Annotated in this window: 14 protein-coding genes; 7 read left to right on the top strand and 7 right to left on the bottom strand. The window is 74.5% G+C overall.

Features of this window, described 5'->3' with window-relative positions; all coding sequences use genetic code 11:
- Window positions 1-61 precede the first annotated feature (61 nt).
- Window positions 62-667 (top strand): DUF998 domain-containing protein, encoded by a 606-nt coding sequence (locus STTU_RS05170; RefSeq protein WP_007820479.1) that lies wholly within the window; start codon window positions 62-64, stop codon window positions 665-667.
- Window positions 668-783: 116 nt separating this feature from the next.
- Window positions 784-1,626, top strand: coding sequence for a carbohydrate ABC transporter permease (locus tag STTU_RS05165; protein ID WP_234019159.1), 843 nt, complete (start codon window positions 784-786; stop codon window positions 1,624-1,626).
- An 88-nt stretch (window positions 1,627-1,714) separates the two neighbouring features.
- Here the strand turns inward: STTU_RS05165 and STTU_RS05160 are convergent, their stop codons facing one another.
- A complete protein-coding gene (locus STTU_RS05160) occupies window positions 1,715-4,240 on the bottom strand; it encodes a discoidin domain-containing protein (protein WP_007820477.1) in 2,526 nt (841 codons plus the stop codon).
- Window positions 4,241-4,415: 175 nt separating this feature from the next.
- Window positions 4,416-5,624, bottom strand: a complete 1,209-nt coding sequence (locus STTU_RS05155; RefSeq protein WP_234019158.1) for an ROK family transcriptional regulator — start codon at window positions 5,622-5,624, stop codon at window positions 4,416-4,418.
- A 99-nt stretch (window positions 5,625-5,723) separates the two neighbouring features.
- Between STTU_RS05155 and STTU_RS05150 the strand changes: the two genes are divergently transcribed.
- From STTU_RS05150 to STTU_RS05130, 5 genes are all read left to right on the top strand, one after another.
- Window positions 5,724-6,638 carry a LacI family DNA-binding transcriptional regulator gene (locus tag STTU_RS05150; protein ID WP_234019157.1) on the top strand — a complete coding sequence of 305 codons (915 nt, stop codon included), beginning with the start codon at window positions 5,724-5,726 and terminating at the stop codon, window positions 6,636-6,638.
- A 353-nt stretch (window positions 6,639-6,991) separates the two neighbouring features.
- A complete protein-coding gene (locus tag STTU_RS05145) occupies window positions 6,992-8,305 on the top strand; it encodes an ABC transporter substrate-binding protein (RefSeq protein WP_043254214.1) in 1,314 nt (437 codons plus the stop codon).
- 63 nt (window positions 8,306-8,368) lie between these two features.
- Complete coding sequence (locus tag STTU_RS05140) at window positions 8,369-9,304, top strand: carbohydrate ABC transporter permease (RefSeq protein WP_043254212.1); 936 nt, start codon at window positions 8,369-8,371, stop codon at window positions 9,302-9,304.
- Window positions 9,301-10,215: a carbohydrate ABC transporter permease gene (locus STTU_RS05135; RefSeq protein WP_007820472.1), complete on the top strand. Its 915-nt coding sequence runs from the start codon at window positions 9,301-9,303 to the stop codon at window positions 10,213-10,215. Before STTU_RS05140 ends, STTU_RS05135 begins: the two co-directional genes overlap by 4 nt.
- A complete protein-coding gene (locus STTU_RS05130) occupies window positions 10,212-12,833 on the top strand; it encodes a glycoside hydrolase family 2 protein (protein ID WP_063894601.1) in 2,622 nt (873 codons plus the stop codon). Before STTU_RS05135 ends, STTU_RS05130 begins: the two co-directional genes overlap by 4 nt.
- A 311-nt stretch (window positions 12,834-13,144) precedes the next feature.
- Here STTU_RS05130 and STTU_RS05125 read toward each other — a convergent pair whose 3' ends face one another.
- From STTU_RS05125 to STTU_RS05105, 5 genes are all read right to left on the bottom strand, one after another.
- Window positions 13,145-14,638, bottom strand: a complete 1,494-nt coding sequence (locus STTU_RS05125; protein ID WP_043254210.1) for an amidase — start codon at window positions 14,636-14,638, stop codon at window positions 13,145-13,147.
- Window positions 14,635-16,017: a cytosine permease gene (locus STTU_RS05120; RefSeq protein ID WP_007820469.1), complete on the bottom strand. Its 1,383-nt coding sequence runs from the start codon at window positions 16,015-16,017 to the stop codon at window positions 14,635-14,637. The genes STTU_RS05125 and STTU_RS05120 overlap by 4 nt, the downstream gene beginning before the upstream one ends.
- A gap of 52 nt (window positions 16,018-16,069) precedes the next feature.
- On the bottom strand, window positions 16,070-16,618 hold the full coding sequence (locus STTU_RS05115) for a DUF1097 domain-containing protein (protein WP_007820468.1): 549 nt from the start codon (window positions 16,616-16,618) through the stop codon (window positions 16,070-16,072).
- Between the two features lie 125 nt (window positions 16,619-16,743).
- Entirely contained in the window at window positions 16,744-18,045 is a 1,302-nt protein-coding gene (locus STTU_RS05110) for an amidohydrolase family protein (protein WP_007820467.1), read from the bottom strand.
- Window positions 18,046-18,056: 11 nt separating this feature from the next.
- Window positions 18,057-19,094, bottom strand: a complete 1,038-nt coding sequence (locus STTU_RS05105) for an acetamidase/formamidase family protein (RefSeq protein ID WP_007820466.1) — start codon at window positions 19,092-19,094, stop codon at window positions 18,057-18,059.
- Window positions 19,095-19,103 lie beyond the last annotated feature (9 nt).

Genomic DNA, 19,103 nt, shown 5'->3' with positions numbered 1-19,103 from the left:
CCGCCGCACCCCCTCCGCGTGGTGCCCCGCCGGGCGGGCGGCCGAAATCTAGGGTGCCCTCATGCGACACGTTCCCGGGTGGGCCCTGCTCGCCGCCGTGTGCGCCCCCCTGCTGCTGGTCGGCGCCTGGTCGGCCGCCGAGGCTCTCCAGGGGCCCGGGTACGACCCCGCCACCACGACCATCAGCGTGCTCGCCGCCTACGGCGCTCCCGGGTACTGGCTGATGACCGCCGCCCTGCTCGCCCTCGGCGCCTGCTACATGACGATCGCCGCCGGGCTGCGTCCGGCCGCGCGCGCCGGGCGCCTCGCGCTCGCGGGCGGGGGAGCCGCCGCGATGGGTCTCACGCTCGTCCCCGCGCCGCTGCGGGGCGGGGACCTCGGGCACGGCACCGTCGCCACCACCGGCTTCGTGCTGCTCGCCCTCTGGCCGGTCCTGGCAGCCGACCGCTCCCGCGCGCCCGCCCCCTGGGGGCTGCGCCCGCAGGTCTGCGCGGGCGCGACCGCGGCGATGGCGGCGGGCGCCGTCCTCTTGCTCGGCTCACTGCTCGCGGGATGGGTCCCCGGCGTCACGGAGCGCGCCCTGACCTTCGCCCAGGCGTTGTGGCCGCTCCTCGTCGTCCTGTCCTGCCGCCGGGCGGCGCGGGCCGCCAGGGGAGTGCGGGGGTGAGGCTTGGTGGGGCGTTTCCGCGCGTGTTCGGTGCGGGCGGGGGCGGGTTCAGGGGGATCCCCCTCGCCGCCCGCACCGGCCGGCGCGCCCGCCCCTCCAAGTTCCTCTCGTTCGCGGTGATCGGCGCGCTCCTCGCGGTGCTGCTGGTCTTCTTCGTGCTGCCGGTCGTCTGGCTGCTGCTCGCGCCGTCCAAGACGGCCGGGCAGATCACGCACGACAACCCGCTCTCCTTCGGCTCCTTCGGCCAGATCGGCACCGCCTGGCAGCACCTGTTCGACTTCCAGGACGGCGTCATGGCGCACAGGTTGCTGAACTCGGCGCTCTACAGCGGCGGTTCGCTGATCCTGGCGCTCGCCGTCAGCATCACGGCCGGGTACGCGCTCGCGCTCACCAGGTTCAGGGGCCGCAAGACGCTGCTGACCGTCACCCTCGTGACGATGATCATGCCGCAGGCGACGCTCGTGCTCCCGGTCTTCCTGGAGCTGAACCGCTTCCACCTCATCGGCACGGTCTGGTCCGTGATCCTGCCGTTCTCGTTCTACCCCTTCGGCGTGTACCTCGTGTACATCTACTTCGGCAGCAGCCTGCCGCGCGACCTGCTCTCGGCGGCGCGCATGGACGGCTGCAACGAGTGGCAGCTCTTCACGAGGATCGCGCTGCCGCTCGCCAAGCCGGTCGTCGGGCTCGTCGCCTTCTTCAGCTTCGTGGGGAACTGGAACAATTTCTTCCTGCCCTACCTCGTGCTGCCGGACAGCGACCAGTTCCCGGTGCAGGTGGGCCTCAACCAGCTCCTCACCTCGACGCCGAGCTTCGACCCCGTCGCGGGCGCGGGCCTCAACATCACGATCCCCGAACTGTCGCTCGCGATCGTCGTGGCGATCCTCCCGGTCCTCGTCCTCTTCCTCTTCTCGCAGCGCACCCTGGTCTCCGGGATGCTCGCGGGAGCGACGAAGGAGTAGCGCGCGGCGCGGCGGCGGGTTCCCGGGCCCTCGGGGGCGTCCGGAGAAACCACCGCGCCGCCGCGCGCACGCGCGGGGGCCGGGCGGGCTAGGCGGCACCCCCGCTCACGCGGACCGAGGAGATCCTGTCGTTCGCGCCGAGGGCGACGAGATCGGGCGTGTCCCCGGTGAAGACCCAGCGGGTGCCGGTGAATCCGGCGTCCGCGTAGGCGGTGACCGTGTAGCCGTCCGGGACGCGCAGCGAGGAGACGCTGTCGTTGCCGAGGCCCGCCGTGCGCAGGGCCGGCAGGTCGTGGTCACCGGGCGCGAGGACCGCCGAGGTGCCCGCGTAGCCGCCGTCGGTGTAGAGGACGGGGCCCTTGGCGGCGGTCGTGCCCGTCGAGCCGTAGACCGCGAACTCGTAGAGGGAGTAGCCGTACGGGGTGTGCGGGGTGATGCCGCGCATGCGTACGTGCCGGGCGCGTTCGCGGACGGCGACCGTCTCGGTGCCGCCGCGGCCCCCGGTCACGGTTGCCGCGTCCCGCCACGTCGTGCCGTCGTCGGAGACCTGGACGCGGTAGGAGTCGGCGTAGGCCGCCTCCCAGGAGAGCGAGACGCGCGAGAGGTCGTAGGCGGCGCCGAGGTCGACAGCGAGCCACGCCTGGTCGTCACCGCTGTTGTTGCTGGACCAGCGCGTCGCGGGACGTCCGTCGATCGCCTTGTCGGCGGTCAGGTCCTCGTCCTCGTGCGAGGCGCTCGCCTTCGCGTCCTTGCCGAGCGAGAGGTTGCGGGGCGTGCCGGGACGCGGCGCGGGGACGGCCGGGACGGTCTGCCCGGCCGGCGGCCACAGGGTCACGGTGTTCCTGCCGTCGTGCGCGCCCGCGAAAGGACCGGGCAGGAGGTGCGCGGTGTCCAGCGGCTTGCCGAAGAAGTCCGTCGTGACGTCCCCGGGGATGCCCTGGTTCGCGCGCGGGATCGCGCCGACGCGGGCCTCGGTGACCGGGGTGGCCGCGGGCAGGCGGGAGGCGTCCAGATCGAAGGTGAGCTGGAGGCCGGCCTCGTTCGCGGTGTAATCGACGCCGGACAGGGCGCCCTCGGCGTTGCCGTCCTTGACGTGCGTCTTGTTCGGCGCGTCGGTGGGCAGGGCGGTGTCCTGCACGAGGTTGTTGAACCAGAAGAACTTCTGCGGCGAGGTGAGCGCGGTGCTCTCGTTCATCGTGCCGGGCTGGAAGTAGTAGGCGTCGCGGCCCTCGCCGTCGATGTTGATCTTGTTGTTGTCGAGGAAGAGGTTGTGCGCGAAGACGACGCCGGTCGCGTCGAGCGTGCGGATGTCGCTGTTGCCGATGAAGACGTTGTTGTCCACGAGGATCGGCCCGTGCACGGCCTCCGCGTAGTAAACCCAGGGGCTGTTCATCACGACGTTGCCGGTGATGCGTACGTGCTGGTTGCCCCAGTCGGTCCAGATCCCGGCCGAGTTGCCGCCCTGCGAGTTGCGGACGAAGTTGCCCTTGATGAGGCCGTCGTTCATGTAGTGCACCTTGATCGGTGCCGTCTCCGCGCCGCTGAACTCGTTGCGGTAGTTGGTGTCCTCGATGCGGTTCCAGAGGATCTGCGACTTCCACGAGAAGACGCCCGCGATCCCCGACTGCCCGCAGCGCGCCAGGTAGTTGTCGCGGACGATGTGCTCGCCGTACTTGCTCGTGTCGTGGAAGTCGGTCCGGGTCTCGCCGGGCCGGTTGCCCGCCCACTCGTCGCTGCCGAGGCCGATGTCGATGCCGATCGTACGGGCGTTGAGCACCGTGTTCCGCTCGATGATCCACTTGCGCCCGCCGTTGACGCTGATCGCGCCGGCCTGGCGCCGCGAGGGCGAGTCGGGGAAGTCCGAGTAGGTGTTCGCGGCGTGCATCACGGTGAAGCCGCGCACGGTGATGAAGCCGAGGCCCCAGGCGTCGGGGGCGAAGACCTGGCGGCGGACGTTGATCTCGGCGAGCCCCGTGTTCGGGTCGGCGCCGTCGAAGTTCGCGTAGATCGTGGTCCGTCCGCCGCTGACCTCGGCGAACCAGCCGCGCGGCGTGGAGTCGACCTTGCCCCGGTCGGGCTGCTCGGCGTAGGCGTCCTCCTCGAAGTAGACGTCGCCCGCCGTGTAGCCGGGGAAGGTCTGGCCGCCGCCCTGCGGCTGGCCGGTGGCGTACGGGTTGTAGTCGCCGAAGTAGCTGTCGGGGAGGCTCACGCTCCACACGTCACCGCTCGCGCGGGTCCAGGAGTTCACCTCCTCGGAGCCCTTGACCACGACCTCGCCGTCCCCGGCGCTCGTGTACGTGATGCGATGCTGCTCGTCGCTGCCGCCGCGCGCCGGTTTCACGGTCTCGCGGTAGAGGCCCGCGTGCACCGAGACGGTGTCGCCGGGCCGCGCCACCCGCGCGGCCTTGTCGATGGTGCGGTACGGGGCGGAGGCGCTGCCGTCGTGGGAGTCGTCGCCGTTCACGGCGACGTGCAGGACGCGGCCCGCCGGTTCGGCGGCGTGGGCGCCGGCGGCGGGCAGCAGCGCGGGCACGAGCGCGAGGACGCCGAGCGAGGCGACGAGGCGGACGAGCCGCGGCAGCCGGCGGGTTCTTCTGCGGGTGGGGTGTCTCATGCGGGGGCTCCTCGGCGCGGACACGGCCGCGCGCCCGGCGGTGGAGGCCGGGGTGACAGGGGGACGTGGAGGGACGTCCTCCTGTTTACCACCTGGTTACATTATTAATCTATGTTCCTGCCGCGAAAAATTCCGCACACCAACTCCCGTGCCGCGCCCGGCCGCTGGGACCCCCTCACTCCCGCCCCGGTACGCGTGGCCCGTGCCCCGGTGCCACCGAACCCTGGAGGACGAGCGCCGCTCCGCCGATCGCCGCCGCGTCGCGGGGGTTGCTGGAGAGGTCCACCGCCACCTCGTGCACCTCGCGCGTGAACGCCGAGGCGGCAAGGCGCTCGCGGATCGCGCTCACGTAGAGGGAACCCGCCACGGCGAAGCCGGGCCCCGCGAGGACGAGCGTGTCGAGGTCCCACAGGTTGGTGAGCGTCACCGCCGCCTCGGCGAGGAGTTCCGCCGACTCGTCGAGGAGTGCGCGGGCCGCCCCGTCCCCGTAGAGCGCCGCCCGCGCGAGCACGTCGAAGGCGCGGTCCACCGGATCGCCCTCCGCGATGCGCAGCCGCCGCGCGAGTCCCGGCAGGGCGCGGGCGCGCTCCACGAGGACGCGCGGGGCCGCGTACTGCTCCAGGCACCCCCGGCTGCCGCACGGGCACTCCCGCCCGCCGCGCACGACCGCGGTGTGCCCGAGCTTGCCCGCGTTGGAGCTCGCGCCCCGGTGCAGCGCCCCGTCGAGCACGACGCCCGAGCCGATCCCCGAGTTCATGTACAGGCAGCCGAAGGTGCGGGCCCGCGAGACCTGCCGCCCCCAGAACTCCCCGACCGTCGCCGCCGAGGCGTCGCTGTCCACGAGGACGGGCACGCCGAGCGCGGCGGCGAGCGTCGGGGCGAGCGCGGGACCGGGGGCGGGGGAGCGGCCCGGGAGGGCGAGGAAGGAGCCCTGCGCCACGTCCACGGGCCCCGGGCCCACGACCGCGAGCCCCGCGATCCCGCGCGCGGGCAGCCCGAGCCCCGCGACGACGTCCCGGTACAGGCCCGCGAGGGCCTCGGCCACCGCCCCGGGGTCCTCGGCGGGCGGCGCGGCGACGAGGAGCCGCCCCACCGTGCCGCCCCGGGTGTCGGTCACCACGCACGTCAGCGCGTCCGTGGCGAGGTGGATGCCGACCCCGTACGCCGCGTGCGAGTTGATGACGAGCAGCGAGCGGGGCTTGCCCCGGGTCGCCACCGTGTCCCCGGTCTCGCGCACGACGCCGTCCTCGATGAGGCGGCGCACGATGTTGGAGATCGTCGGCTGCGTGAGCCCCGTGCTCTTGACCAGTTCCACCCGGCTGATCGGCCCGGAGGAGCGGATCAGGTCCACCACCAGGGCGCGACTGCCGGGACCGGTGGCCAAGGACTCCCGTCGGGCCACGCCCCACCGCCCTCTCGTCTCGCCGTACGCTGTCGGACGACTACGTTATCCGGCGACGGCGCGGGCGAACCGGAGGGCAGCATGAGTGGGGCACCGAGCAGGGGCACCGGAGCGGCGCCCGGCGGGGCCGCGAGGCCCGGACCCGGTGAGGGAACCGGTGGCGGGGCTGTGGGGCTCGCGCTCGTCCGGGACGCCGAAGTGCTCGGCAGCGAGCCCTTCTTCCACGAGTTCATCGCCGGGATGGAGCGCGTCCTCGTCCCGCGCGGCATGCCCGTGCTCCTCCAGGTCGTCGCCACCGTCGAGCAGGCCGCCGAGCGGATGCGCTCCTGGGCCGCGCTCGGCCAGGTCGCCGGGGTCATCCTCATCGACCTGCTCCCGGGCGACGAACGGATCGGGCTCGTCCGCTCCCTCGGGCTTCCCGCCGTCGTGATCGGCGACCCGGAGACGGCCGCCGGGCTGCCCGCCGTGTGGACGCAGGACGACGTGGCGATGCGCGACGTGGTCGGGGAACTCGTCGCCGCCGGGCACCACCGGCTGGGGCACGTGCGCGGGCCCGCCGAGATGGCGCACACGATCATCCGCAGGGAGACCTTCGTCGCCGCCGCGCGCGAACACGGCGCCCGCACCACGTGTTTCGACGGCGACTACTCCGAGGCGGCCGGTCGCGAGGCCGTCGAGCGGCTCGTACGGCTGCGGGCCGCCGAGCGGCCCACCGCGCTCGTCTTCGACAACGACGTCATGGCGCTCGGCGCCCTGCATGCCGCCCAGCGCCACGGGATCGGCGTCCCCGGCGACGTCGCGCTCGTCGCCTGGGACGACTCGGCGCTGTGCCAGCTCGCCGCGCCGCCGCTCAGCGCCGTCAGCCACGACGTGCAGGAACTCGGCGAACTCGTCGCGGACGTGATGCTGGAGACCCTGGCCGCCGGGCCCAAGCCCGGGGCGGCGCGCGTGGAGACGGCGGCGCCGGTCCGCCTCGTGGTGCGCGGCGGACTGTAGGCGGCCGGGGGCCGCGGGCGGTTGGTGGGCGGGTGCGGGCGCGGAGGCGCCTTCCCGTGCTGCGGGTGCTGAGGCGCCTCCCCCTGGGGCGGGGCCTCGCACACCGCTCGGAAGCACTTTCATTGATTAGTAATCTTAGTTATTGACTTGGCCGGAAGCGTGCGGAACTCTGTGAGCCGGGCCCGACGACGGGTGGTTTCCGGCCACCTTCCCGCGCCCGGGGACGGCCGTCCCCGGGCGCTCGCCGGGCGGCGGCGCCCACCCCCCCCTCGGCAGGGTCCCCCGCACCCGCCGCAGGCGCTCCCTCCGTACCCGCCCGCGCGGCAACACGCCCGTACGACAAAGGACTTCTCATGCAGCAGCTCAGCAGGCCACGTGCCGCGCGCCTCGCGGCGGCGCTCGCCACCGGGGCGCTCAGCCTCTCCCTCGCCTCCTGCGGCACCGGCGGCGACGGCACGGGCGGCGCGGGCGACGACGACACCCTCTCCGTCGTCACCCGCTGGTCCTCGGGGAACACGGCCGCCGCCGCGCAGAAGCGCGCCTTCGCGGCCTTCACCAAGAAGACCGGCATCAAGATCAAGGCGACCGACGGACTGGAGAACGTCGACGACCAGGTCGAGAACGCCGTCGCCGCCGGGAAGTCCCCCGACCTCGTCATCGTCAACCTCTACGACAAGACCCTCGGGTGGAAGGACGCCGGGGTCACCGTGCCCGTCGACAAGTACGTCAAGGAGTGGGGGCTGGAGGACAGGATCAAGCCCGCCGCGCTCGACGAGTGGCGCGTCGGCTCCACGCACGGCGGCGAGGCCCAGGGCCTGCCGTACTCGGGTTTCAGCTGGCCCGTCTGGTACAACACCGACCTGCTCAAGAAGGCCGGGGTGCGCGAGATCCCCCGGACGACCGACGAACTCCTCGCCGCCGCGGAGAAGTTGCGCGCCAAGGGCATCGGCCCGCTCGCCGCGGGCGGCAACGACTGGACCGGGCAGAAGCTCTTCTACCAGTTCGCGCAGTCCTTCACCGAGCCCGCCGCGATGCGGAAGGTCATGAAGGAGGGCGGCTACTGCGCGACCCCCTCCGTCATGAAGGGCATCGAGCTGTTCACGAAGCTCCGCGACGGCGGCGTCTTCGTGGACGACGCCGCCGGGCTCACCGCCGACTCCATGTACGCCTCCTACTTCGCGGGCAAGACCGCGATGATGTCCGCCGGTTCCTGGGCGTACACCGAGGCCGCCGCCTCCCGAACCGGCGTCGAGAAGCACACCGAACTCGGCGGGCTCCCGCTCCCCGAGGGCGCCGTCTTCGACAAGCCCACCGCCTTCCAGGGCTTCACCGGCGTCGGCTTCATGATCACCAAGCACGGCGCCGAGTCCGGCCGGATCGACAAGGTCCGCAAGCTCGTCACGAGCTTCTACGCCCACGACACGATCGGCGGCTTCGTCAAGGACGCGAGCATCCTGCCGCCGACCACCGGGGACTTCAGCGCCTCCGCCACCGACCCGCTCCTGAAGAAGTCCCTCGACCTGGACGCGAAGGTCGACTACGCGACCGTGCCCGACGTCTTCATCGGCTCGGCCTCCGACCGCATCGTCAAGGTCCTCACCGCCGCGTACGGCTCCTCCTCGCCCCGCGAGATCTGCAGCGGACTCGACACCGCCACCAAGGGCTGATCCCGGCCGGCCGCACCGGGGCACCGCCCGCGCGGTGCCCCGCCCGCCCGAAGAGAAGGAACCATGTCACCGACCAGCCCCCCGGCGGCCCCCCTCGCCCCCGGCCGCCGCCGCGGCCCCCTCGACTCCCCGCGCCTGCTCTGGCTCACCGTCCCCTCCCTCGTGTGGTTCGCCGTCTTCTCGGTCGGCCCGCTCGTCGCGATGTTCGTCATCGCCACGCTGGAGTGGAAGGGCCTCATCTACGAGCCCCACTACACCGGCACCGAGAACATCCGCCACGTCCTCGGCGACGACGTCTTCCTCGACGCGCTGCGCAACAGCGCCGTCCAGATCGCCGTCGTCCTCCCCGTGATGATCCCGCTCGCCTTCATGCTGGGCCACCACCTGAGCACGCGCCCACGCGGCTACCGCGTCCTGTCGGTCCTCTACTTCTCGCCGGGGCTCATCTCGATCTCCGTGACCGGCATGATCTTCTACGGGGTCCTCTCGCCGGACGGCGGCGCCAACGGCCTCCTGCGCGCGACCGGCCTCGACGCGCTCACCCACTCCTGGCTCGCCGACCCGGGCACCGCCCTGCCCGCCGTCATCGCCATCGACCTGTGGCGCGGCATCGGCTGGACCGCCGTCCTCTTCGCCTCCCGCCTGTCGAGCGTGCCGGGCGAGGTCGTCGAGGCCGCGCGCCTCGACGGCGCCGGGACCTTCCGCGTCATGTGGCAGATCACCTTCCCCATGGTCAAGGACTACGTCCGCACGCTGACGATGCTCCAGTTCCTCTGGACGCTGTTCACCTCGGCGGCGCTCGTCCTGCTCCTCACCAAGGGCGGCCCCGGCTCCTCCTCCACGACGCTCTCCTACCTCGTCTACGAGAAGGCGTTCGCGCAGAGCGACCTCGGCTACAGCCAGGTCGTCGGCGTCGTCCTCCTGCTCCTCGGCGTCGCCGGGATGCTCCTGATCCACCGTCTCCTGCGCGACCGCGACCCCGGGGAGCAGACCCGATGACCCCACCCCGCACCCCGACCCTCGCCCGGCCCCCGGCCGCCCCCGGAACCCCCGCCGCGCGCCCGGCCCCCGCCCCGCGCGCCCGCGCCCGCCGCCGGGCCCGTACCCCGCTCGCGAGCCTGCTCTCCTGGCTCTACGCGCTGCTGCTCGCCGCGCCCCTCTACTACCTGCTCGTCAGCTCCCTCAAGACCAACATCGAGATCTTCACGCGCCCCTTCGCGCTGCCCCGCGACTGGCTGTGGGGCAACTTCTCCACCGCGTGGCGCACCGCCCGGCTCGGCCCCGCGCTCCTCAACTCCGTACTGGTCTCCGGCGTCGCCATCGCGCTGACCCTCGGCCTCGCCGTCCCGGCCGCCTACGCGCTCGCCCGGCAGGACGGCCGCCTGGCGCGGCTCATCACCGGGACCTTCTCGCTCGGCTTCCTCATCCCGCCGTTCGCCGCGCTCATCCCGACCGTCATCCTCGCCATCAAGCTGGAACTCTTCTACACCCGCGAGTTCCAGATGCTCTTCCTCCCCGCGAGCGCCCTGCCCCTGTCCGTCCTGCTGCTCACGCAGTTCATGCGCACCGTCCCGCACGCGCTCGTCGAATCCGCGACCCTCGACGGCGCCGGGAACCGGCGCCTGCTGCGCCACGTGTTCCTCCCCATCGCGATGCCCGGGGTCGTCAGCGTGACGATCCTCCAGCTCCTCACCTTCTGGAACGAGTACTTGTTCTCCCTCACCATCACCGGCACGGACCCCGAGCTGCGCACCGCGCAGGTCGCCCTGCCGACGCTGATCTCCGACTCCACCGCCTTCGGCGTCCTCACCGCCGGTACCGTGCTCACGCTGCTGCCCGTCTACGTCGCGTACGCGCTCGCCAGCCGCCGCATGCAGGAAGCCCTCACCTCCGGGGCGGTGAAGGGATGACCCGCACCCTGGCCGCCGAGGCCGCCCCGGCCCGCACCCGTGCCCCGGCCCCCGCCCGTCCCGTCCACCGCGCCGACCTCGGCGGGACCTGGGAGCTGCGCTGGCAGGACGGCCCCGCCGACACCCCCGAGGCCGTCCGCGCCACGACGCTGCCCGCCCAGGTCCCCGGCGAGGTCCACACCGCGCTCCTCGCCACCGGCTGCCTCGCCGACCCCGAGCGCGGCACCGGCGAGCGGGACCAGACCTGGGTCGGGCACTCCCGCTGGGTCTACCGCCGGCACGTCGAGTGGACCCCGGTGCCCGGCGCCCGTACCGACCTCGTCGCCGAAGGGCTCGACACCGTCGCCGAGGTGCGCGTCAACGGACGGCTCCTCGGCTCCGCCCGCGACCAGCACCTCGTCCACCGCTGGCGCGCCGACCGGCTCCTCGCCGAGGGCGACAACCTCGTCGAGATCACCTTCTCCTCCGCCTGGGAGGCCGCCCGCGCCCACGAACGCGCCCACGGCGCCCTCCCGAGCCCCTACGACGAGCCGTACGCACACGTCCGCAAGGCCGCCGCGAACTTCGGCTGGGACTGGGGCCCCCACTTCGTCACGGCCGGGATCTGGCGCCTGGTGCGCCTGGAGACGTACACCGCGCGCATCGACCACGTCCGCCCCCTCGTGGCCCTCGCCCCCGGCCACCGCGCCGCCCGCGTCACCGCGCACGTCCGCGCGGACGCCCCGGACGGCTCCCTCGTACGCGCCGAACTCACCGCCCCCGACGGGAGCGTGGCCGCGCACGGCACCGCCGCCGTCGCGGACGGCGAGGCGGTCGTCGCGCTCGACGTCACCGACCCCGCGCTGTGGTGGCCGACCGGGCTCGGCGCCCAGCCGCTGTACACCCTGCGCGCCGAACTCCTCGACGCGGAAACGGTCCTGGACAGCGCGACCGTCCGCGTCGGCCTCCGCGAGGTCGCGCTCGACGAGCACCCCGACGCGCTCGGCGCCCGCTGGGCCCTGCGCGTCAACGGGCGCCGCGTGCGCACGCGCGGCTACAACTGGATTCCCGACGACACCTTCCCGAGCCGCGTCACGCCCGAACGCCTCGCGACCCGCCTCGACCAGGCCCTCGCGGGCAACGCCAACCTGCTCCGCGTCTGGGGCGGCGGCCACTTCGCGAGCGAGGAGTTCCTCGACGGCTGCGACGAGCGCGGCCTGCTCGTGTGGCACGACTTCCTCTTCGCCTGCGCCGCCTATTGCGAGGACGAGGAGATGACCGACCTCGTCACGCGCGAGGCCGAACAGGCCGTCTCGCGCATGGCCGCGCACCCGAGCCTCGCCCTGTGGTGCGGCGGCAACGAGACCGTGCTCGGCCACCGGCACTGGGGCTGGAGCGACCAGACCGGCGACCGGGGCTGGGGCGCCGCGTACTACCTCGACGTCCTGCCCCGCGTGCTCGCCCGCCTCGACCCGACCCGCCCGTACGTCGCCAACTCGCCCTGGTCGGGGACGATCGACCGCGACCCGGCGGCGGACAGCCACGGTCCGAGCCACCTGTGGACCCCGTGGAACGAGGCCGACTACGCGCACTACCGCGACCACGACCCCGCCTACGTCTCCGAGATGGGCTGGTGCGGCCCGCCCGCCTGGACCACCCTCACGCGCGTCCTCGACGGCGAGACACCCGGCCCGGACTCGCCGCGCACCCGCCACCACCTGCGCGCCATCGACGGCATGCACAAGCTCACGCGCGGCCTCCAGCCCCACTTCCCGCCGCCCGCCGACGGCGCCGACTGGCACTGGGCGACCCAGCTCGTCCAGGCCCGCGCCGTCGCGGCGGGCACCGAGTGGCTGCGCTCGCGCGAGCGCGGCGCCGGAGTCGTCGTGTGGCAGCTCAACGACTGCTGGCCCGCCGTCAGCTGGGCCGCCGTCGACAGCTCCGGCATCGAGAAACCGCTCTGGTACGCGCTGCGCCACTCCTTCGCGCCGCGCCTCGCCACGATCCAGCCGCCGCGCCCCGGCCCGACGCACGACCCGGCGGGCACCGGGGGCCTGCGCCTGACCCTCGTCAACGACGCGGACACCCACTGGCACGCCGAGGTCCATGTCCGCAGGCTCGGGCTCGACGGCCGGGTCCTCGCCTCGACCCGCCTGCGCGCCGACTGCGCCCCGGACGGCCTCACGCACCTCGCGCTCGACCCGGCGCTCGCCGCTCCCGGTGACCCGGCGGCCGAGATCCTGGTCGCCGACACGGACGGGCGGCGCACGGTGTGGACGTACCGCCCGGACCGGCTCCTGCGGCAGCCCGCGCCCGCCCGCCGGGTCCGGCTCGCCCTGGACGAGGACGGGCTGCGGGTGACGGTGACCGCGCTGAGCCTGCTGCGCGACGTGTGCGTGCACCCGGACCGGCTCGCGGTGCCGCTCGGCCTGGACGCGGCGGCGCTCCTCGCCGACGACAACCTGCTGACCCTCCTGCCGGGCGAGGAGCACACCTTCCACCTCACGCGGCGCGACGGCGGCCCGCTGCCCCGGGCCGGTGCGGAGACGCTCGCCCGGCTGGAGCCGCACCTCACGCACGCGGTGCGCTCGGCGGGCGAACTCGTCGGGGGTCAGAGGGACGCGGGGGTCGGGGTCTAGGGGGATGCGGGGAGGGGTCTGGCGGGCACGGGGGGGAAGTGGTGGGCGCGCGGGGTGTGGCGGGCTGAGGCCGGGGGCGGGTTGAGGCCCGGGAGCGGGCGCCGGGGGATCGGCTCCCTCGGGCCCGCCTCTGAGCCCCGAACCCCGGCCTCTCCCGGGCCCGCGCCCGGTTCGGGCTCGACCCCGGGCCCGGTTCGGGCTCGACCCCGCGCCCGGTTCGGGCTCGACCCCGCGCCCGGTTCGGTCTCGGCTCCGCCCCCGGGCTCGCCTCGGCCCCCGCTCCGCCGCCTCACCCCGGCGCCCCGCCCACCTCACTCCCGCCCCCCGCTCGCCCCCGTCCCCAGCGTCCCGCCCGCCGCGAGCGGCACGTGCGTCCATGGTGACGCCTGTTCGAAGGCCGCCGCCGCGCGCAGGACCGTGGCGTCCGCGAGGTGGCGGCCGACGAGCTGGAGGCCCACGGGCAGCCCGGCGCCCGTACGTCCGGCCGGGAGGCTGAGCGCCGGCTGGCCCGTGAGGTTCGCGGGGGCGCAGAAACCGGTCCACGCGGTCGGCGGCACGGGGCGCCCCGCGATCGTGGCGGGACCCTCGATCCCGACCGGGAAGGCCGGGACACAGCTCGTCGGGGTGAGCAGCAGGTCGTAGCGCGACATGAGCCGCGCCATGCGGTTCACGACGCCCTTGCGGACCATCTCCGCGTCCGTGAACTCCTCCGCCGTCCAGGCGCGCGCCAGCATCGCGCGCAGGTGCGGGGACATCGCCTCGCCGTGCTCCGCGACGAGCGCCCGCATCCCGCGCAGATCGGTGTCGGCCATGATGAGCGCCGCGAAGGCGTCGCCCGGGTCCGCCCAGCCCGGCTCGACCCGCTCCACCTCGCAGCCGAGCGCGTCCGCGAAAACACTCGCCGCCGCGTCCACGACCCGCCGCACCTCCGGGTCCACCGCGAGGTACCCGAGGTCGGGGCTGTACGCGATCCGCAGGCCCGCGATCCCCTCCCCGGCCCCGCGCCGTACCGCTCCGCGCCAGTCCACGTCGCCGCAGGGGATCGAGTGCCGGTCGCGGGGGTCGGGTCCGGCGAGGACGGAGAGCGCGAGCCCGATGTCCGCCACGGTGCGGGCGAGCGGCCCGATGTGCTCCAGGGACTCCCAGCCCGAGACGCCGGGCAGCGCCTCGTCGCGGCACCCCGGGTAGACCGGTACACGGCCCATCGACGCCTTGAAGCCGACGAGCCCGCACAGCGCGGCGGGCACCCGTACCGAGCCGCCGCCGTCGCTGCCGAGCGCGAGCGGCCCCGCCCCCGCGGCGACCGCCGCCGCGCTGCCCGCGCTCGAACCGCCCGGGGTCAGCCGGGTGTCCCACGGGTTGCGGGTCGTCTCGAAGAGCGGGTTGTGGCCCGTCGCGCTGTACCCGAACTCGCTCGTGTTGGTCTTGCCGAGCACGACGGCGTCCGCCGCGCGCACCCGCTCCACGACGATGTCGTCCTCGTCGGGCACGAAGTCGCGGTAGGCGACCGAGCCCGAGGTGGTGCGCAGCCCGCGCGTCGGGAGCAGGTCCTTCACGCCGAGCGGCACGCCCGCCAGCGGCCCCGCCGTACCGCCGCGCGCGAGCCGGTCGGCGAGCGCCCGCGCGCTCGCCCGCGCCCGCTCGGGCACGGGGGTGCAGAAGGCGTGCAGCCGCGGTTCGGTGGCCTCCATCCGGGCGAGGACCGCGTCCACGACCTCGACGGGGGAGACCTCGCGACCCCGCACGAGGGCGTTCAGCTCCGTCGCCGGGAGTGCGCAGAGGGCGTCGGCTGCGGGGGTGGTCATACGGCTCCTTGCCTCGACGGTGCGGCGAGGGACGCGCGCGGGGCGCTTTCCCCCGGTGCGGGTTCCCCCGGGGTCAACGATGCCTCCCCGGCGGAACGGGAGCGGCGGCGGGTGAGCAGGACGAAGCTCGCGGCGGCCACGGCGATGCCCACGAGCGCGTCCACGGCGGCCGGTGCCAGGTAGTGCGCGAGAGCGGCGGCCCCGGCGCCGAGCGCCCAGGCGAGGAACGCCGGGGCGTGGTGCCCGCGCGGGACGGGGAACGGCGCGCGGGCGCGCCGTAGTTGATCGACGATGAGGACCGCGCCGATCGGCGGGACGAAGACGCCGAGCAGGTTGAGCCAGTCGAGGAACGCGTCCCACACCCCGGTGAGCGCGGCGAGCAGCCCGAGCGCGCCGAGGACGACCGCGAGGGGCCGCATACGGGCCGGGGTGATCGCCGACCAGCCCACCGCCGCGTTGTAGAGGCAGTGCGTCGCGACGGAGCCGAGGTTGGCGAAGACGAAGAGCACCGCGACCGGGGTGAGCAGAGCGCCGTGCCCGCTCAGCAGCCCGAGGAAGCCGCCGCCGTCCACCGCCGGGTCCGCCGCCCCGCCGATCGCGACGACGAGCCCGCCGACGCCGAAGGCGACGCCGTTGGCGAACGGGAACGCGCCGAGCGTGGCCACGAGGGCGGAGCGCCCGTCCTTCGCCCAGCGCGTGAAGTCGGCGGTCATCGTGCCCGAGTCGGCGAAGCCGGCGATGACGATGCTCATCGCCGCGCCGAAGGAGAGCGCGTGCCCGCCGCCCCCGTAGGAGAGGGCGTCGCCGAGGGAGACGCCGCCGTCGTCCACGCCGAGGGCGAGCGCGATGCCCGCGAGGACGACGAAGAGCGGCACGGCGACGAAGCCGAGGAGCGAGAGCGCCCTGATCCCGGCGACCGTGATCGCCGTGTAGACGATCCCGCCGACGACGGCCCCGAGCCACGGCGACCAGCCGAGGATCTGGTGCAGGGTCGTGCCGGTCAGCCCGATCTGGAAGGAGAACCAGCCGACGACGACCGTGGCGAGGAAGGCGGCGGCGAGCTTCCGGCCCCGCTCGCCGAAGGCCCCGGCGGCCTGGAGCGAGAAGTTCTCGCCCGTGCGCGCGGCGGCACGGCTCAGCAGGCCCACGTAGCCGAGCAGGACGAGGTTCCCGGCGAGGATCGCGCCGAAGCCCCACAGCAGGCCGAGGTGGTAGACGATGACGCCGCCGAAGACGGCGTTGCCGAGGTTCATCGGGAAGCCGAACCACACGGAGGCGACGGACCACAGCCCGCGCCGCGCGGCCGGGGGCACCGGGGCGTGTTCGTACTCGTCGGACGCGTCGGGGCCGTGGCCCCGCGCGCTGGTTTCGGTCGTCATGGGGCGGTCTCCCGGGGAGTCGGCGGGACGAGAGGACGGAGGGGGCGGGGGCTCACGCGGCGTCCGCCCCGGTGACGGGCGCGTCCGCGCGGGCGGGCGCCGCTTCCCGTACGGGGAAGGCCAGCCGCGTCGAGAGGTGTGCGAACACCGGGCCGAGCGCGTTCATCGCGACGACGCAGAGCCACGCCGCCCACGGGTTGCCCGGGTCGTAGCCGAAGCCGCCGAAGAAGGTGGCGAAGTAGCTCGCGAAGCCGAGGAACATGCCGGGCACGAGCACGCCCAGCCTGCCCGTGTACATGAGCGCGGTGTTGACGACGAGGATCACGAGCGCCTGGAAGGCGTTCCGGGCGGTCTGCCCCTCGCCGAAGGCGCCGCCCGCGTGCTGCTCGACGAGCACGATGACGAGGGCGAAGGCGGACCCGGCGGGCATCGCGCACCACAGGCGCACGGCGCGGTCCCCGCGGGGGCCGCCCAGCAGGAAGACGGCCGCCCAGGACAGGAAGACCGCCCAGGGCGGCAGGTGCAGGGCGTTCCCGCCGAGGAAGGCGGTGAGCCCGGCGAGGACGGAGGCGACGATCTCGTGCGGAAGGCGTTCGCGCATGGGTCACTCCTGTGACGTAGGGGACGGGACGGGGTGCGCAAAGCCGTGCGGGTGCGGGTGCTTGCGGGTGCGGGTCGGGCGCCAGTGGTGCGGGGCGTGTGGCGCGGTGGTGGCCGGTGCGGGTCTCAGGGCACGAGGAGCGTGCGGGTGCGGGTCGAACGGGCCACGACACGGCCGCCCTTGAGGACGTACGCGCGCTCGGGCCGGTCGAGGACGATGTCCTCGGGGACGGTCGTGTCGAGCACCACGAGGTCGGCGCGGGCGCCCGCCCGTACGCCGTACTCGTCCGCCCGGCCGACCACGCGCGCCGCGTCGTCCGTGACCATGCGCAGCACGCGCGCGAGGTCGTCCGCGCCCGAGAGGTGGCCGGTCTGGGCGAGGAGCAGCGCCGTGTCCAGCGGGTCCGCGCTGCCGTAGGGGGTGAACGCGTTGCGGATGTTGTTGGAGGAACAGGCCGTCACCACGCCCGCCTCCCACAGCTCCCGGACCCGCGCGACCCCCCGGCGCACGGGCCGCTCCTCGTCGCCCCGCCCGCCGAGGTGCAGGTCCGTCGCGGGCAGGCTCACGACCGCGACCCCGGCGGCGGCGAGCGCCTCCGCGAGCCGCAGCCGCTCCGCGCGCGGGAGCGCGGCGGGCGAGGTCATGTGGCCGAGCGTCACCCGGCCCCCGAGGCCCCGGCGCGCGGTCTCCTCGGCGACGTACCCGGCGAGCGCGTAGCGCGGGTCCTCGGTGTCGTCCCCGAAGTCCGCGTGCAGGTCGGCGGGGACCCCGTGCTCCTCCGCGAGGTCGAGGACGAGCCGGATCTGCGCCCGGCAGTCCGCGACGCTCTCCTCCTGGTACGTGCAGCCGCCCACGACATCGGCGCCCTTGCCGAGCGCCGCGCGCAGCAGCGCCTCGGTCCCCGGCGTGCGCAGCACGCCCTCCTGCGGGAAGGCGACGACCTGGAGGTCCACGGCCGCCGCGTACCGCTCCCGCAGCTCCGCCAGCACCTCCACACCGAGCAGGCCCACCACGGGATCGACGTCCGGGTGCGCGCGCACCAGCGTGGTCCCGTTGAGGACCGCGTCCTCCAGGACCCTGCTCGCCCGCGCGCGGACGTCCTCGGCGGTGAAACCGGCCTTCAGCGCGGCCGTCACCGAGAGCGCCCCGGCGAGCGTGCCGTCCGGGTTGGGGCGCACCGCGTCCAGGTGCGCCTTGTCGAGGTGGAGGTGGGGTTCGACGAAGCCGGGCAGGACGACCCGGCCCGCGCAGTCGATCGCGTCGTCGGCGCGGGGGTGTGCGGCGGGCTCGGCCGCCGGGGTGACGGCGGTGACGCGCCCCTCGGCGAGGTGGATGTCGCACAGCGCGCGGTCCGCCGCGCGTCGCGCCCGGCGCAGTACGAGCGGTGCCGCGGCGGCGGGCGACGAGGGGGCAGGCGTACGGGACATGCGGGGCTCCTTCAGGAGGGGAAGTCCGACTTCCGGATGAGGCAGTGCACTCCCTGGACACGATCCACGACCTGGCTCACCTCGAAGTCGGCCGCCGCGCTGAGGTAGGCGTACGCGGCGTGCCCGTCCATCCCGTGCCGCTCGCGCAGGAAGTCGAGCGCGGCTCGCACGGCGTCCCGCATCGCCTCGCCGAGGTCCTCGTGCAGCCCGACGGGTATCCAGTGCGCGCGGGTCTCGGCGAACGGGCGGCGCAGCAGGTGCGCCGCCGCGTCGCGCAGGACCGTGAGCCGGAACGTGGCCCGCAGGGGCGCCTCCAGAGCGGTGAGCGCGACTTCGCCGTTGCCCTGCGCGTAGTGCGGGTCGCCCGCGTAGAAACCGGCCCCGTCGACCTGCACCGGCAGGTACAGGGTGCTCCCGGTGACGAGGTGCTTGATGTCGAGATTGCCGCCGTGCCGCCCCGGCGGCACCGAGTGCGCCGGTTCCCCGCCCGCGGTCGCGACGCCGGTCAGGCCGAGGAACGGGGCGAGCGGGAAGCGTGCCTCGCGGCCCGCCCCGTAGGCGATCCGCCCCGTGCCGTCCTCGGCCCGGCAGAAAGTGAACTCCGGTTCTCGCGCGGCGAACTCGCCGGGCAGCGCGCCGCGCCCGTGCCGGGTCGAGACGATGCCGTACGGCGCCCGGCGGCGCAGCGACAGCGTCTCGACCCTCAGGACGTCGCCGGGCCGCGCCGAGGCGACCCGGACCGGCCCCGTGACGACGTGCGGCCCGTCGCGCTCCGGGTCGCGCGGCACGGCGGAGGCCGCCAGCTCGCGCGCGTCCCGCAGGACGCCGTCCGGGCGTACGCCGAACGCGCCGAAGAAGGCCACCGGGTCGCGGCCCTGGTCCTCCAGGATGCCCTCGTGCGAGACGGTGTCGAGCGTGACCGTGCCCCCGGAGGGGATCTCGGCGACCGGGGGCGTGTCCGCGCAGGGCAGGCGCCCCCAGCGCACGGTCCTCGCGCTCGCGGGCACGTACACGGCGCCGTCGATGGGGCCCGTACCGGTCTCCAGCATCTTTCCTCT

The organism is Streptomyces sp. Tu6071, from assembly GCF_000213055.1.
In the GTDB taxonomy this organism is placed as follows: Bacteria; Actinomycetota; Actinomycetes; order Streptomycetales; family Streptomycetaceae; genus Streptomyces; species Streptomyces evansiae.
This window is presented reverse-complemented; position numbering and strand designations above follow the sequence as displayed.

Coding starts and splice junctions, on each gene's coding strand:
- STTU_RS05150 (WP_234019157.1), top strand. CDS start 5,724: ATGAGTGGGGCACCGAGCAGGGGCACCGGAGCGGCGCCCGGCGGGGCC.
- STTU_RS05110 (WP_007820467.1), bottom strand. CDS start 18,045: ATGTCCCGTACGCCTGCCCCCTCGTCGCCCGCCGCCGCGGCACCGCTC.
- STTU_RS05120 (WP_007820469.1), bottom strand. CDS start 16,017: ATGACGACCGAAACCAGCGCGCGGGGCCACGGCCCCGACGCGTCCGAC.
- STTU_RS05105 (WP_007820466.1), bottom strand. CDS start 19,094: ATGCTGGAGACCGGTACGGGCCCCATCGACGGCGCCGTGTACGTGCCC.
- STTU_RS05115 (WP_007820468.1), bottom strand. CDS start 16,618: ATGCGCGAACGCCTTCCGCACGAGATCGTCGCCTCCGTCCTCGCCGGG.
- STTU_RS05140 (WP_043254212.1), top strand. CDS start 8,369: ATGTCACCGACCAGCCCCCCGGCGGCCCCCCTCGCCCCCGGCCGCCGC.
- STTU_RS05125 (WP_043254210.1), bottom strand. CDS start 14,638: ATGACCACCCCCGCAGCCGACGCCCTCTGCGCACTCCCGGCGACGGAG.
- STTU_RS05135 (WP_007820472.1), top strand. CDS start 9,301: ATGACCCCACCCCGCACCCCGACCCTCGCCCGGCCCCCGGCCGCCCCC.
- STTU_RS05160 (WP_007820477.1), bottom strand. CDS start 4,240: ATGAGACACCCCACCCGCAGAAGAACCCGCCGGCTGCCGCGGCTCGTC.
- STTU_RS05145 (WP_043254214.1), top strand. CDS start 6,992: ATGCAGCAGCTCAGCAGGCCACGTGCCGCGCGCCTCGCGGCGGCGCTC.
- STTU_RS05170 (WP_007820479.1), top strand. CDS start 62: ATGCGACACGTTCCCGGGTGGGCCCTGCTCGCCGCCGTGTGCGCCCCC.
- STTU_RS05130 (WP_063894601.1), top strand. CDS start 10,212: ATGACCCGCACCCTGGCCGCCGAGGCCGCCCCGGCCCGCACCCGTGCC.